Source organism: Synechococcus sp. M16CYN (genome assembly GCF_040371545.1).
Lineage (GTDB): Bacteria > Cyanobacteriota > Cyanobacteriia > PCC-6307 > Cyanobiaceae > Parasynechococcus.
Window position 1 is genome coordinate 120,721 of the sequence record NZ_AP029048.1, and the last position, 13,610, is coordinate 134,330.

Genomic DNA, 13,610 nt, shown 5'->3' on the forward strand with positions numbered 1-13,610 from the left:
GTTGAACTAAGATTAAAGTACGCACGTGGGGAAGTCCGAAGCTGTGACTCGGCTTCTAATTGCTGCCAGTGGCACTGGCGGTCATTTATTTCCGGCTCTCGCTGTTGCCGAAGCTCTTGACAAGCATTGGCACGTGCGCTGGCTTGGGGTTCCTGATCGACTTGAAACCAAGCTAGTTCCAGCTCAATATGACTTAATCACCGTGCGTGCTGCAGGTCTGCAGGGCCAGGGTATCGACAAATTGCTACAGCTGTTTCGACTAGTGACGGCTAGCTTTACCGTGCGTAGCCTAATTCGGCGACATCAGATCGAAGCCGTATTCACTACAGGTGGATATATCTCAGCACCAGCTATTCTCGGGGCCCGCTGGTGCTGCGTCCCCGTTGTCTTGCACGAATCCAATGCCATCCCCGGCCGGGTGACCCGTCTGCTGGGGCGTTTGAGCTCCACTGTTGCTGTCGGATTGCCCGTAGCTGCCGGACGTATTCCAGGCTGCCGCCCAGTGCTTACAGGTACACCAGTGCGCTCCGCGTTTCTCACTCCTCAACCCCTACCAGCCTGGGTCCCTACCGGATCGGGACCCTTGCTTGTGGTGATGGGCGGTAGCCAAGGCGCCGTTAACCTGAATCGCATGGTTCAAGCTGTGCTTCCAAGTCTTTTACAGCAGGGTTGTCGAGTGGTACATCTCACCGGCAGCAACGAGTCTGATATGAACCAGCTTCAGCATCCTCAATTGGTGGAACGCCGCTTCAGTGACGAGATTCCTGGCTTACTGCAACACGCTGATCTCGCGATTAGCCGCGCTGGCGCCGGTAGCCTGAGTGAACTTGCGGTGTGTGGTACTCCTACAATTTTAGTGCCTTTTCCACAGGCGGTAGATCAGCACCAAGACGCAAATGCTGCCTGTGCTGCTGAATTCGGCGGTGCGGTAATTGTGCATCAACACGCTCCGGATCATCCTGCACTAGACAACACCATCCGACGGTTGCTGGGACACCGACTGGGACAAGTGAATGCAGTACCTGGATGGCTTGATAGAATGCGCATCGGCATGGAGAAATTAGCCGAACGAGATGCAAATATACGGATGGCCATGTTGCTCCAAGACCTGATTAATGACCTAAGTTCAAACCAAGGGCAGTTGTTTTAACTCTTGTTGAAGGGCGCGGGTAATGCGGCGATTGCCTAGAGGGCTTTGAAAACCGATCCGTAGCCAGCACTCCCCTAATCCATCAAAGGAGCGACAGTCTCGAAGCAAGATCCGGTGGCGCTGCTCAAGTGCTTCTCTCAATGGGACAAGGGATTGTTTTGCACGGATTAACAGAAAGTTGGCTGCCGAAGGCATCGGCCTGATTCCTGGCAACTCAGCTAGGTGTCGCAACAACCAGGCACCCTCTTGTGCCGTCCATTGCTGAACTTTGTGGCACCAAGATCGATGACGGCGGCGGTCGGTGATGAGCTTCACTCCCATGGCGGAAGCTATACCATTCACAGGCCAGGGATCACGCCATTCCGCCCAACGTCGAAGACGTTCGGGCTGGCTAACGGCGTAGCCCAGTCTCACCCCGGCAATGCCAAATAACTTAGTAAGACTGCGTATTACGACAAGATTAGGATATTCAGGTACCAGCTGAATTAGCGACTGACTATCACCGTCAGCGACAAGAGGAAGAAAAGCCTCATCACAAATTACCAGTGCGAATTTCTGCAGCAACACCTTTAAAGATGCTCGACTCCAAAGCTGCCCCGTGGGGTTATGGGGATTACAGATCCATAGGACGTCACCATTGCCAGGGCTTGGAAGGATCTGAGGAAACTGAGCTGACCAATCCAATGGCATTGGTCGCTGAATAATTGTGGCACCCCAACATCGCAAGGCGCGACCATAGTCGGCAAAGCAAGGGGTGGGCAGCACATTGGAACCGGCGGCAGCTGCATCCCGAGCAGCCCAGGTAAACAATTCAGCTGCACCATTCCCTGGAAGAACTAATGCTGCATCAAGACAGTGATGCGTTGCAATAGCAGTTCTCAGGGCTTGGTATTGACGGTCTGGATAGTCGCGTAGCGTTTCAACCGACCATGTGTCGTATAATGGTGTCCAGGGAACTAACGATGCGCTCGCATCTAGCAGCGCGGATGATTGACAACCCAAGGCTTCCCCCAATGTCACCCGGTTACCGCCATGGCGCTCGACAGCCATCTGAACCTTTAAATAGAACTCAAGAACATCTCCAGCGGGACTTCCGCTCTACCTCACTCCAACCCGCTACCGTTGACACCTTATAAGAAACTCAGAGTGTAAGCAGATCAAGAAGCTTTCACGCTTGGCTGCGCATACTTGCTTAATAGGAATCTTGCCAAGATCAACAGATATATGGTTGCAAAGTCAATTTGCAAATGAATGCAACCTGCAGATAAATTATGTTCGAACGCTGGTTACAGTCAGGTTTTCCAGGGAAGATTAGAACCCACAGCCTCAGTGATCGACTGCATACCATAGTGGTCAAGTTGCTCCTTTAACCCCTCAAGAATCCGCGGCACGAGATCTGGGCCCTTAAAGATCCAACCGGTGTAGAGCTGTACTAGAGAAGCTCCAGCAGTAATTCGCTCCCAGGCAGCCTCTGGGGAATCAATACCACCAACCCCAACTAGCGTGAGCGCAGGGCCAGCCACCGCACGCAAGCGGCGAATCACTTCTAGAGCTCGGCCACGCAGGGGCACGCCACTTAGCCCTCCTGCTTCTTCAATCAGAATCCGGCCAGTTTGGGACAAACGACGCTCAGCCAAGTCGAACCGATCGAGCGAGGTATTCACCGCAACCACGCCGGCCAGACCTTCTTCAAACGCAAGCCGGGCAATCGTGTCAATAGCCTCATCATCAAGATCAGGGTCGATTTTCACTAGCAATGGTGGACAGATTGCTAATCGACGGAAGCGCTCAACTAGTCGCTTAAGCTGAGCAGAATCTTGCAAATCACGTAGTCCGGGTGTGTTAGGGGAGCTGATGTTAATCACAGCGTAATCCGCCAATGGAGCTAACAGTTCCAGCGATGCAGCGTAATCTTCTGGAGCCTGCTCTAACGTCGCGATCTTCGACTTACCCACATTGATCCCCAACACCGCGGGACGTTGTCCAGGGGATTTGAGGTACTGACGCACCAAGGTTTTTGACAATGCCCGTGCACCATTATTGTTAAATCCCATACGATTCAATGCTGCTTGCTCTGCCGTGAGGCGAAATAACCTTGGCTTAGGGTTCCCGGTTTGACTATGCCAAGTAACGGTACCTACTTCCGCGAATCCAAATCCGAAGGAATCCCAGATCCCAGCAGCGACGCCGTTCTTGTCAAAGCCCGCCGCTAAGCCGACAGGGTTTGGAAATCGGCAACCAAATAATATTTGTTCCAAACGGGTATCTTGGCGCTGCAGATTCGCCGCCATGCCATTAAGAACTGACGAAACCCCTGGCCAATAACGTCGCAAGCTGGCCTGTTGGAGAGCAGCTAGGGCCAACCGCGATAATTGCTCAGCATCTATTCTTTCGTTGTGCAAGAGAAATGAACTAAGCAAACGTCGGCAGAAAACTCGACTACCAAACGGATCAACCAAAAAAGATGGCGATACATGGAGCCTCACGACTTACCTGAATTTGTATTGCGACGACGCAAACGCCAGTAACCGTTCTGATCAGGAACAATCAACCAATCACGCCATTCCCAGCTTCCATCTTTAGTCACCAGTTGTTTTAAGGGCTCCCCAACCAAGTGCTCCAACTCAGCCGTCGTGATGCTACACCCTCTCTCTGCCACTCGGTCAGCTAGCTCCAGGCGTGTCAGTGACTGATGTAGTTGAGCGGAGACCATATCGAGTTCTGTAGCAAGGGCGGGAACCGTGACTTTGTCATTAAAATTCAGCTTTGGGGCATAGCCATGTGAAAAAGCCACAGCAATGCGGTCTACTCGCTCGTTATCTGGATCACCGCTATGACCTTTCACGTGGGTAAATTGAGCATCGTCGAGACGCGCAGCGTCCAACGCTTTCCACAAATCTTGATTGAGCACAGGACTGCCGGCGGCCGTCCGCCAGCCTTTGCGTTTCCAACCTTTGATCCAAGACCCCAACCCATCAACTAAATACCTACTGTCAGTCCGTAACCTGAGGTCAGGATGGCGCGCGAGTTGTCTGAGACGCTCCAGTAACTTTAGGGCAGCCTGAAGCTCCATCCGGTTGTTTGTAGTGGCAGGGTTATAGCCACCGAACTCTTCAACGCTTCCATCTTCAAACCGTAACAGTACCCCCCAGCCGCCAGGGCCCGGGTTGCCGCGGCATGCACCATCTGCCGCAGCTGCTACCACTCGACCCCGTACATCAGCCATTGGTTTTCTCCTGCAAAATTCAGTAGAACACAGGTTCTCTCTGAGCCGCGCATGCGGAAAACCTACCCCCAGACTGTTATAGGACTGCTCTTTGTATTCCTGCCCAGTGAGCTCGCGGCCCAAGGTTTATTTAAGAGCCAGCCCTTGGCTCAAGAACGTTTCGCTGTTTTGGCACAGCCCATTAACAAAACTGGTTGGAAGTTGTTGGTACTTGAACAGATCAAACGTGAGCCCTTGTGCTGGGAGTTGCGGACAGATGGTCTAATCGAACCTACCCTGAACAATTTTAACTTTACTGGCATTTGCAGTCGCTATCTCGACAGCAATAACTATTCCCTTCGCAATAAGGGCACTGATCTTGGAACACACTTTCGATTACGCTTAAAACAGAGAGGTTCTACGTTAAACCTACATGTCATCGACCCAAGTCGGAGAAGACCGACCCTGATTGCCCGAGCTACTGTGCCTCACAGACGCCGCAATGGTCTCGTGCCCCTAAAGCTGATCGATGGCTGGCAGCTTGAGCGACGCGTCTATCAAGGGCGAACTCTTAACCATCTTTACTTTTCTAATCCTGGCCCTGTACAGACACTCATGACGAGTTCTATGCACAGAGGTGAGAGTTTAAGCTTCTTGAAGTCCGGCCTGTCATCAGTTCCAAGTATGCCGCCACCTGTCTTATCGGCTCCGCGTCAGGTAACTGCTTCTCGACACCATAGTCAATGGCTCGGCTTGTCATCAGTTCCAAGCATGCCGCCACCTGTCTTATCGGCCCCGCGTCAGGTAACTGCTTCTCGACAACGCAATCAACGTCTTTTTAGCACAGAGCCAATACCCATTGAGGTGATTCCTTACAACCGCCAACGCTGATTATTGGCATCGTGCCAGTTGACAGAGAGAACAGCCAAGGCCAGCTCAACATCTTTGGCAGTCTACCTTTGGCTCGTGTGAGGAGTGCAAATCGCCTTCTAGGGTCGAAACAAGGACAGACTCCTGGAAGCGTTTCATACAAAGCCTTGCCTTCGGCAGGCTTTTTTGTTGAGTGCGGCATTTTGATTAAAAAGCGATCATCCATAGACGATCGCCTTATCTAACAGGCTAATCAGGTGCAAGTTAATTGTCGGCTAGCCAGTTCAGCGGGAGCTACTTGATAGTTACCTTACCGCCCAGTTCTTGGATAGTACTTTTGAGAGCCTCGGCATCTTCCTTAGATATGCCTTCTTTAATGGCTTTGGGAGCTGCTTCAACCAAAGCCTTGGCTTCTCCAAGACCCAAACCAGTGGCTTCGCGCACGGCTTTGAGAACTTTAATTTTGGCAGAAGTTTCAAAGCCTTCCAGAATCACATCGAACTCGGTTTTTTCCTCAGCAACTTCACCACCACTGCCGGCAACGCCAGGGGCGGCCATTACAACACCGGGAGAAGCAGCGGCAGAGACATCGAAAGCTTCTTCGATTTGCTTAACAAGTTCGGAAGCCTCAAGCAAAGAAAGTGACTTCAACGATTCAAGGATTTCGTCAGTTTTTGTAGACATGATTAAAAATCAACAACAGATCAGTTAATAGAGTGGCGGCGTGGTCAGTTCAGCCTCCGTCGCTTTCAGCATGTTGTTTGAGAGCCCTTGCCATACCAGAGGGAACTTCGTTGATACCAACGGCGACTCTGGTGGTCACAGTATTTATTGCACTAGCGATCTGAGCCATGAGTTCCTCCCTAGAGGGAATCTCAGCTATGGCCTTGATCTCGTCTTGAGTAAGAAGCCTGCCCTCGAAAAGGCCGCCCTTAGTCTTGGACTTTTTGAGCTCGTTTTGAAAGGACTGAACAGCCTTTACACCAGCACCGACATCACCTCTGACAAGGATAAATGCATTAGTACCCGTCAGAAGAGAGTCAAGGTTGGCCCAAGGACCGTCACTATCAATAGCACGGCGCATCAAAGTATTTTTGGTTACTTTGCAAACGCTGTTAGTGGCTTGCAGACGATCCCGCAAGTCACACATCTCCTTGATAGACAAGCCTTTAAAATCGATCACTAGTGCCAGCTCCGCCTCGGCGAGGAGTTTTTTGAGCTCTACGACGATCTGTTGCTTGCTCTCCAGAGTGCGGCCCATAATGATTGGATGCGGATTGAAGGAACAAGCAGGACATGCGATCGGCTGAGTCTCAAAGTGAGACGAGGCCGCGATTCCGATTCAATCCCGGGGGGAGAGAAAAACGTTACGCATTTGCCTCGGCAGGAATTACACGATCAGGCAAAATCAACTTTTGCCTGATCGTGGCCTACTGTCTCAGGCCGGGCACGTACCCGAATTGGCTTTCGCCAGTTCACGATTGTAAATCAATTTTGTCTCAACCTTCTCGACCGATATCCTGCAAAGCAGATAAGTCAACCTCCACAGATGGTCCCATGGTGGACGTGACGTACAAGCTCTTCCAGTAGCGGCCTTTAGCACCACTGGGTTTGTTGCGATCGATAGTCTCCTGCAAAGTCTTGAGGTTGTCCAACAGATCTTCGGTGGCGAAACTAGCCTTGCCAAAACGAACATGCACGATACCGGTGCGATCCGCGCGGAATTCGAGTTTGCCAGCCTTGAAATCCTTAATTGCCGAAACGAGATCTGTGTTGACTGTTCCCGCTTTTGGATTCGGCATTAAACCGCGTGGTCCAAGCACCCGGCCCAGTTTGGCGACCCTGGGCATCATGTCGGGGGTGGCGATGAGAAGGTCGAAATTTATCTCTCCCTTGCCGATAGCCTCCACCAGATCCTCATCACCTGCTAACTCCGCGCCAGCAGCTTTTGCTTCTGCCACTTTCTCGCCACGTGTAACCACGGCAATACGCACGTCCTGGCCTGTGCCATGAGGCAGCTTAACCGTGGTGCGCAGTTGCTGGTCGGTGTATTTGGGATCAATGCCAAGCCGAGCATGGGCTTCTATTGTCTCGTCGAATTTAGCATTGGCGTTGTCTTTGACCAGGGCAATCGCTTCGAATGGCACGTAAACGCGGTCTTCGATCTTTTTAGCCAAACTGGTCAAGCGCTTAGTTAGTCGAGGCATAACCTAATCAATTGAGTACGGGCGACATCAACAATGTCTTCCCCGGTAGAGGTCGAAAACCAAGTTACAGCGGAGCTAACTGCTGACGTCCACACCCATATTTCTTGCAGTCCCTTTGATAATCCGCATCGCGGAATCAACGGTGGAACAATTGAGGTCGGGAAGTTTAGTCCTTGCAATCTCCTCGAGTTGGGCGCAACTTATGGAGCCGACATTGCCTTTGGCAGATTTACCGGAGCCCTGCTCGATACCGGCGGCCTTCGCAATCAGCACAGACGCAGGGGGCGTCTTTAGGACGAAAGTAAAGCTGCGGTCTTCGAAAACCGAAATCTCCACCGGAATCACTAATCCGATTTTGTCCTGCGTTCGGGCATTGTACTCTTTGCAGAACATCATGATGTTCACGCCGTGCTGACCGAGAGCAGGGCCTACGGGCGGTGCTGGGTTAGCTTTGCCGGCCTGGAGGGCCAGCTTAATCACAGCTACAATCTTCTTGGCCATCGGCTGAGGGGTTTAGGCAGCTGTGGATCATCAAGCCCTTGAGCTAGATATCGCGGCGGGATGGAAACTACCCCAAAGGCCGCCTGCCCTCCACAGGAAAGCGGCCACCACTGTATCAGTTTTGTTTACTGATCTGAGAGAATTCCAACTCAACTGGGGTTTCCCGACCGAAAATGGAAAGCAAGGCTTTCAGTTTGTTGCGCTCGCCAGAAACTTCGATTACTTCGCCTTGAAAGTCTTTGAATGGGCCGGCAGTCACCAAGATTTGATCGCCTTCGGCAAGATCCACTTTGACGACTGTCTTCTTCTCGGCAGCGCGCTTAAAAATACGATTGACTTCTGCACGACTTAACGGACGTGGCCTGATATGACCGCGAGCTTTACCTGTAGCACGGCGATCTTCCGCGCCAACGAAATTAATCACGTTAGGAGTGCTACGCACCGCCATCATCGTGTCCTCGTCTAGAACCATACGGACGAGCACATATCCAGGAAATACTTTTTCTTCAGTAGACTGACGAGTACCGTCTTTTTTAAGTTTGATGGCAGGGGTTTGAGGAATTTCAATATCGATAATCCTATTGCTCACTCCTAGCGTGACCGCACGTTGTTCTAGGGTGGCTTTGACTTTTTTCTCACAACTCGAAGCTACTTGAACTGCGTACCAGCGCGCAACGGCTGTATTAGCTACGAATTCCATGGCAGGGGTTTTGTTTTTCCCATTGTTTGGGGCTGGTAAAGGGAGCGCTTCAGGGTCGTGCGGTGTAATCAAATCGTTGGACACGGAGCAAGAGAGGAACGAATCAACGAAATACCTGAGATGAAACCCAACCAAAGAAGCGACTTACAGCTGCAATGGTAGCCGCCGATAGGCTGACCATCAAAATCACAGCGACGGATTCGCTGAATAGTTGTTGCCGGCTTGGCCAAACCACCAATTTCAACTCTCGAATCGTGGCCTTGAGCAAACCACCTGGATGGGCAGAATCCCCAGAAGGCTTAGAATCTTTGTCGGTGGTGTGCTCTTGGGTGGGGCTGGTCACGAGAGTGGGACCTAGAATTGACAATGGCGCTACGGAACACTTCTCCGAGCGGATAGCCTACTCGATACTCTTACAGACATTGCGGCTCGAATTGTAAGGGTTCGCTGTCCGAAATTCCAATACCAACCTTGATCCTACTAACTCCACTAAAGCGTTCTTCCAGTAACTGAGTTGCTAAAGGATTCTCCAACTGACGTCGCAGAACTCTTTGCAAGGGCCTGGCACCATACTCAGGTTCATGGCCAAGACGGACTAAAGCTTCTGCAACACCCTCACCGATCTCCAGAGTCAAACCCTGTTCGGCCAAAAGGTTTTGCAAACCCTGGAGTTGTAATTGTGCGATTCGCACAAGATCAGCCACCCGCAGAGGACTGAATCGAATCACCTCATCGATTCGATTCAGGAACTCTGGTCGGAAATAACCGGCCAAAGCCTCATCCAGCTTGCTTTGAAGCTGATTGCTGTCGGAATCTATCTGACGAGCGTGCTCAAGAATTGCCGGACTGGCAAGGTTACTGGTCATCACCACGACTGTATGTCGAAAGTCAACGGTGCGTCCTTGAGAATCCGTGAGACGACCATCGTCAAGCACCTGCAGCAACAGGTTGAACACATCCGGATGCGCTTTCTCTACCTCATCGAGTAAAAGAACTGCATAAGGACGGCGTCGCACTGCTTCAGTCAGTTGACCACCTTCTTCGTAGCCCACATACCCCGGAGGAGCACCAATCAAGCGAGCAACGGCGTTGCGCTCCATAAATTCGCTCATATCGAGGCGCACTAGGGCATCCTCTTCATCAAACAAAGAGGCAGCCAATGCCTTGGCTAATTCTGTTTTCCCTACACCTGTAGGGCCAAGGAATAGGAAGGAACCCACTGGTCGACGTGGATCTTTCATGCCCGCACGGGCACGACGAATAGCTGCTGCTACGGCTGTGACAGCTTCTGCTTGTCCAATCACCCGTTTGCCAAGGTGATCTTCCAACGCCAGGAGCTTGCGCCGCTCTCCAGCCAACAATCTTTGCACGGGTATACCGGTCCATCGGGCTACAAGATCAGCGATGTCTCCCGCCTCAACCCGTTCTCTCAACAACGCTGTGCCGGCAGCCTGCGCCTTCAACTGACAAGCCTCCAGCTCCTCTCTCCGCTGTTGAACAGTCTGCAGTCGACCATACCGCAAACGCGCTGCCTCCTCCAGGCGACCTTCACACTCGGCCTCAGCAATAGCGCGGCGAAGATTTTTGTCTTGACGTAGTAGCTGACTGAGTTCCTCAAGCCGATCCCGCTCCTTCTGCCAACGACAACGAAGATCATCAAAACGCTCCGCCATAGCCAAACGATTTCGTTGTAACTGAGTTTTTTCAGTATCCGAGGCCTGTTCTGCCGCCAATAGTGCTAACTCTACCTGTCTAAGATCTGTTTCGGCTTCCTCAATCACCCGGGGCTTGGATGTGACTTCCATTTTTAGCTGAGCAGCCGCCTCATCGATCAAATCAATAGCTTTATCTGGCAAACAACGATCGCTGATATAGCGATCTGCTAATCGGTTAGCCGCTTGAATCGCCTCATCCGTAATGGAGACGCCGTGATGCAGCTCATAGCGTTCCTTGAGACCACGCAAAATTTCAAGGCTTAAGAGTAAATCAGGTTCGCGAATTAGAACCTGCTGAAAGCGGCGGTTCAAAGCTGGATCCTTCTCTACCGTACGACGGTAGTCTTCTGGAGTCGTAGCGCCAATGCAACGCAGATCGCCTCGGGCCAAGGCCGGTTTTAACAGGCTGCCAGCATCCGCGGTGCTGCGATCACTCCCCACCATAGTGTGCAGTTCATCCATGAAGAGAACTACACCTGAGTGAGATTGGCTTACCTCCTTTAGTACAGAGCGAAGTCGCTCCTCAAATTGGCCGCGGAATTTGGCTCCCGCAATCAGGGCGCCAAGATCTAGGGCGATCAGTCGCATTCCTTGGAGCGATTCCGGCACTTCACCAGACACAATGCGTTGGGCCAGTAGTTCTGCTATAGCTGTTTTGCCAACACCTGGGGCTCCAATCAATACCGGATTATTCTTGCTGCGACGCGACAACACCTTGATCAGATTACGGATTTCATTATCACGACCAATCACGGGATCGAGACGACCGGCCTCAGCCTCCGTCGTGAGATCACGGCCAAAAGATTGAAGAGCGGTGGGCTCACTCTGAGCATTAAGCTCCATACATAAGGGAGTCGCTGTCTGATCCAGTGATTTGACAGCAACCGCTCCAGCTCTGTTGCCAGGCGATAACTGGGTTTCTTGAGAAGGATGTGATGCACGAACAATCCGGGAACTACACCTAGATGGTGGCCTGATCGGCGAAGATGGGGCCTGTAGCAGCTCCCCCAAGCGATCGGCTGAGAGCCCTAACCCGGCGAATAGCTTGGCCCCTAGACGTGGATCAGTGCTAATCGCCATGAGCAGCTGAGGTATATCAATCTGTTCGCTCTTCCATTGCCGACACACTGCATCAGCAGACTCAAGCAATCGCTCTAAGTCCTCACCAATAAAAAGATCCGTCCCTTGCCCTGGAGGCTGATCAGCCAGCATGTTTTCCAGACGATCCAATAAAGCGTCAGCGTCTAGCGGTAAATCACCCACCCAGTGCCGACAAGTTGGATCTGTAAATAAGACCTGAATCAGGTGTTCAACATCGAGTTGCTCATGGTGCCAGCGACGGGCAACGTCTTGGGCACTGAGTAGAAGATCCCATGCTGCATGACTAAAGCGATCAGGCTCGTGAGTAAGGCTGCCGTTAAAAGAAGGGGACACAATCATCCAAGGTCACACGGGGGGTTCAGAGGAGATCTCGATCAACTCAACCTTGTAACCATCAGGATCCTCCACGAAGGCAATCACACTGGTTCCGTGCTTCATAGGACCTGGTTCACGTACTACACGACCACCCTTTTCCGAAATCCCTGCACAGGTTTTCCGAATATCATCAACCCCAAGAGCAATGTGCCCATAGGCATCACCAAGTTTGTAAGTGTCTATGTCCCAGTTGTGGGTGAGCTCCAAAACCGTTTGCTCTGTTTCAGGGCCATACCCAACAAAGGCCAGAGTGAACCGCCCACCAGGATAATCCTTGCAGCGTAGGAGCTGCATCCCCAACACTTCTGTATAAAAAGCTAGCGAACGCTCTAGATCAGCAACCCGCAGCATAGTGTGCAGCATCCTCATGGCGTCTAAATCGGGTGCATCAAAGTTCTTGCATTCTGGTCACCGATGTCCTATTCACGACGAGTTTGGAATGGGTGGCCCATAGGATCCAATAGTTAACCACTTAGTCACAACGTGATCGATTCCCTCGACCTCGTCATCGACACCATTGTGGCCCGGGAGGTGCTTGATTCCCGTGGCAATCCAACTGTGGAAGCTGAAGTACTGCTAGAGGGTGGGGCCATGGGACGGGCCATCGTGCCAAGCGGTGCCAGTACCGGCGCCCATGAGGCGCATGAATTGCGCGACGGTGATGCTCGCTATATGGGAAAGGGGGTCAGTCAGGCCGTCACCCATATCGAAGAACGCATCGCCCCTACCCTTTGTGGACTATCCGCCTTAGGTCAAGCTGCTGCGGATACCGCAATGCTTCAACTAGACAACAGCGAGAACAAGTCGAACCTTGGTGCCAACTCAATCCTGGCGGTGAGTATGGCCACAGCCCGAGCAGCCGCTAACGGTCTCGGTCTCCCTCTCTACCGCTATCTGGGCGGCCCGATGGCCAACCTACTGCCAGTTCCGCTGATGAACGTGATCAATGGCGGAGCCCATGCTGCAAATAGTCTCGACTTTCAAGAATTCATGCTTGTTCCTCATGGAGCTCCCAGCTTTCGTGAAGCATTGAGGATGGGCGCTGAGGTATTTCATACGCTCAAGAACCTACTAAATGCCAAAGGTATGAGTACCTCGGTTGGTGACGAGGGCGGTTTCGCACCCAACTTGGGGAACATGGAAGCCGGAGAAGTCCTCGTTGAAGCGATTCAGAAGGCCGGTTATAAGCCCGGAGAGCATATCTCCCTGGCACTGGATGTCGCTAGTACGGAATTCTTTAAAAATAATCGTTATGCTTTTGACGGCGGTAGCTACACCAGCGCCAAGATGGTCGACGAAATTGAGAAACTGGTGAATTTATTCCCGATTGTTTCAGTCGAAGATGGCCTAGCCGAAGACGACTGGGACGGCTGGAAGCTTCTGACTGAACGGCTCGGCAGTAGGGTACAACTCGTGGGTGACGACCTGTTCGTAACCAATACTAAGCGGCTTCAACGTGGTATTAGCAGCTCCACCGCTAACTCGATCCTGATTAAGGTAAACCAGATTGGTTCGCTCACTGAAACCATGCAAGCCATTGATTTGGCCAGCCGCTCCGGTTATACTAGCGTGATAAGCCATCGAAGTGGTGAAACCGAAGACACAACAATCGCTGACCTGTCTGTTGCAACACGAGCTGGGCAAATTAAAACCGGCTCATTGAGCCGCAGTGAGCGTGTTGCTAAGTACAACCAACTGTTAAGAATCGAGGATGAGCTGGGTAGTCAAGCTGTTTACGCAGGAACAGTCGACCAGGGACCTCGAGGTAAGACTTGATCCGGGTCCA

At 52.0% G+C, this 13,610-nt stretch carries 17 protein-coding genes; 6 read left to right on the top strand and 11 right to left on the bottom strand.

What is annotated here, in order from left to right; translation table 11 throughout:
• Nucleotides 1-43 precede the first annotated feature (43 nt).
• Nucleotides 44-1,150, top strand: a complete 1,107-nt coding sequence (locus tag ABWV55_RS00600; RefSeq protein ID WP_353292771.1) for a UDP-N-acetylglucosamine--N-acetylmuramyl-(pentapeptide) pyrophosphoryl-undecaprenol N-acetylglucosamine transferase — start codon at nucleotides 44-46, stop codon at nucleotides 1,148-1,150.
• Here ABWV55_RS00600 and ABWV55_RS00605 read toward each other — a convergent pair.
• The 3 genes from ABWV55_RS00605 to ABWV55_RS00615 form a co-directional block, all read right to left on the bottom strand.
• Entirely contained in the window at nucleotides 1,127-2,200 is a 1,074-nt protein-coding gene (locus ABWV55_RS00605; RefSeq protein WP_353291850.1) for an aminotransferase class I/II-fold pyridoxal phosphate-dependent enzyme, read from the bottom strand. The genes ABWV55_RS00600 and ABWV55_RS00605 overlap by 24 nt on opposite strands.
• Before the next feature lie 242 nt (nucleotides 2,201-2,442).
• Entirely contained in the window at nucleotides 2,443-3,609 is a 1,167-nt protein-coding gene (locus tag ABWV55_RS00610) for a quinone-dependent dihydroorotate dehydrogenase (protein ID WP_353292772.1), read from the bottom strand.
• Nucleotides 3,610-3,632: 23 nt separating this feature from the next.
• On the bottom strand, nucleotides 3,633-4,376 hold the full coding sequence (locus tag ABWV55_RS00615; RefSeq protein ID WP_353291851.1) for a ribonuclease H: 744 nt from the start codon (nucleotides 4,374-4,376) through the stop codon (nucleotides 3,633-3,635).
• A 51-nt stretch (nucleotides 4,377-4,427) separates the two neighbouring features.
• On the opposite strand from ABWV55_RS00615, the gene ABWV55_RS00620 reads away from it, so the two are divergent.
• Together ABWV55_RS00620 and ABWV55_RS00625 are read left to right on the top strand one after the other, a co-directional pair.
• Nucleotides 4,428-5,246, top strand: a complete 819-nt coding sequence (locus ABWV55_RS00620; protein WP_353291852.1) for a DUF3747 domain-containing protein — start codon at nucleotides 4,428-4,430, stop codon at nucleotides 5,244-5,246.
• Nucleotides 5,247-5,257: 11 nt separating this feature from the next.
• Nucleotides 5,258-5,470: a hypothetical protein gene (locus tag ABWV55_RS00625; protein WP_353291853.1), complete on the top strand. Its 213-nt coding sequence runs from the start codon at nucleotides 5,258-5,260 to the stop codon at nucleotides 5,468-5,470.
• Between the two features lie 49 nt (nucleotides 5,471-5,519).
• Here ABWV55_RS00625 and rplL read toward each other — a convergent pair whose 3' ends face one another.
• Both rplL and rplJ read right to left on the bottom strand, forming a co-directional pair.
• Nucleotides 5,520-5,909: a 50S ribosomal protein L7/L12 gene (gene rplL / locus ABWV55_RS00630; protein ID WP_353291854.1), complete on the bottom strand. Its 390-nt coding sequence runs from the start codon at nucleotides 5,907-5,909 to the stop codon at nucleotides 5,520-5,522.
• Nucleotides 5,910-5,958: 49 nt separating this feature from the next.
• Nucleotides 5,959-6,486, bottom strand: a complete 528-nt coding sequence (gene rplJ, locus ABWV55_RS00635) for a 50S ribosomal protein L10 (protein WP_353291855.1) — start codon at nucleotides 6,484-6,486, stop codon at nucleotides 5,959-5,961.
• Between the two features lie 9 nt (nucleotides 6,487-6,495).
• Here rplJ and ABWV55_RS00640 point away from each other — a divergent pair, with 9 nt between their 5' ends.
• A complete protein-coding gene (locus tag ABWV55_RS00640) occupies nucleotides 6,496-6,648 on the top strand; it encodes a hypothetical protein (RefSeq protein WP_353291856.1) in 153 nt (50 codons plus the stop codon).
• A gap of 76 nt (nucleotides 6,649-6,724) precedes the next feature.
• On the opposite strand, the gene rplA is transcribed toward ABWV55_RS00640, so the two are convergent.
• Nucleotides 6,725-7,432, bottom strand: coding sequence for a 50S ribosomal protein L1 (gene rplA / locus ABWV55_RS00645; protein WP_353291857.1), 708 nt, complete (start codon nucleotides 7,430-7,432; stop codon nucleotides 6,725-6,727).
• Between the two features lie 75 nt (nucleotides 7,433-7,507).
• Nucleotides 7,508-7,903 carry a 50S ribosomal protein L11 gene (gene rplK / locus ABWV55_RS00650; protein WP_353292773.1) on the bottom strand — a complete coding sequence of 132 codons (396 nt, stop codon included), beginning with the start codon at nucleotides 7,901-7,903 and terminating at the stop codon, nucleotides 7,508-7,510.
• Here rplK and ABWV55_RS00655 point away from each other — a divergent pair.
• The gene (locus ABWV55_RS00655) at nucleotides 7,841-7,975 is read left to right on the top strand and encodes a hypothetical protein (RefSeq protein ID WP_353292812.1); all 135 of its coding nucleotides are present in this window, start codon (nucleotides 7,841-7,843) and stop codon (nucleotides 7,973-7,975) included. The genes rplK and ABWV55_RS00655 overlap by 63 nt on opposite strands.
• A gap of 73 nt (nucleotides 7,976-8,048) precedes the next feature.
• On the opposite strand, the gene nusG is transcribed toward ABWV55_RS00655, so the two are convergent.
• The 4 genes from nusG to gloA form a co-directional block, all read right to left on the bottom strand.
• Entirely contained in the window at nucleotides 8,049-8,717 is a 669-nt protein-coding gene (gene nusG, locus ABWV55_RS00660; RefSeq protein ID WP_353291858.1) for a transcription termination/antitermination protein NusG, read from the bottom strand.
• Between the two features lie 19 nt (nucleotides 8,718-8,736).
• Nucleotides 8,737-8,976 (bottom strand): preprotein translocase subunit SecE, encoded by a 240-nt coding sequence (gene secE / locus ABWV55_RS00665; protein WP_353291859.1) that lies wholly within the window; start codon nucleotides 8,974-8,976, stop codon nucleotides 8,737-8,739.
• Between the two features lie 70 nt (nucleotides 8,977-9,046).
• Entirely contained in the window at nucleotides 9,047-11,788 is a 2,742-nt protein-coding gene (locus ABWV55_RS00670; RefSeq protein WP_353291860.1) for an AAA family ATPase, read from the bottom strand.
• 6 nt (nucleotides 11,789-11,794) lie between these two features.
• Nucleotides 11,795-12,193 carry a lactoylglutathione lyase gene (gloA, locus tag ABWV55_RS00675; RefSeq protein WP_353291861.1) on the bottom strand — a complete coding sequence of 133 codons (399 nt, stop codon included), beginning with the start codon at nucleotides 12,191-12,193 and terminating at the stop codon, nucleotides 11,795-11,797.
• A gap of 114 nt (nucleotides 12,194-12,307) precedes the next feature.
• On the opposite strand from gloA, the gene eno reads away from it, so the two are divergent.
• Nucleotides 12,308-13,600 carry a phosphopyruvate hydratase gene (gene eno / locus ABWV55_RS00680; RefSeq protein WP_353291862.1) on the top strand — a complete coding sequence of 431 codons (1,293 nt, stop codon included), beginning with the start codon at nucleotides 12,308-12,310 and terminating at the stop codon, nucleotides 13,598-13,600.
• Nucleotides 13,601-13,610: the final 10 nt, after the last annotated feature.

What these genes read in the sequence shown, in the direction of transcription:
- ABWV55_RS00670 (WP_353291860.1), bottom strand. Translation starts at nt 11,788, where the DNA reads ATGATTGTGTCCCCTTCTTTTAACGGCAGCCTTACTCACGAGCCTGAT.
- ABWV55_RS00615 (WP_353291851.1), bottom strand. Translation starts at nt 4,376, where the DNA reads ATGGCTGATGTACGGGGTCGAGTGGTAGCAGCTGCGGCAGATGGTGCA.
- gloA (WP_353291861.1), bottom strand. Translation starts at nt 12,193, where the DNA reads ATGAGGATGCTGCACACTATGCTGCGGGTTGCTGATCTAGAGCGTTCG.
- rplA (WP_353291857.1), bottom strand. Translation starts at nt 7,432, where the DNA reads ATGCCTCGACTAACTAAGCGCTTGACCAGTTTGGCTAAAAAGATCGAA.
- ABWV55_RS00640 (WP_353291856.1), top strand. Translation starts at nt 6,496, where the DNA reads ATGCGGATTGAAGGAACAAGCAGGACATGCGATCGGCTGAGTCTCAAA.
- ABWV55_RS00605 (WP_353291850.1), bottom strand. Translation starts at nt 2,200, where the DNA reads ATGGCTGTCGAGCGCCATGGCGGTAACCGGGTGACATTGGGGGAAGCC.
- rplL (WP_353291854.1), bottom strand. Translation starts at nt 5,909, where the DNA reads ATGTCTACAAAAACTGACGAAATCCTTGAATCGTTGAAGTCACTTTCT.
- ABWV55_RS00620 (WP_353291852.1), top strand. Translation starts at nt 4,428, where the DNA reads ATGCGGAAAACCTACCCCCAGACTGTTATAGGACTGCTCTTTGTATTC.
- rplJ (WP_353291855.1), bottom strand. Translation starts at nt 6,486, where the DNA reads ATGGGCCGCACTCTGGAGAGCAAGCAACAGATCGTCGTAGAGCTCAAA.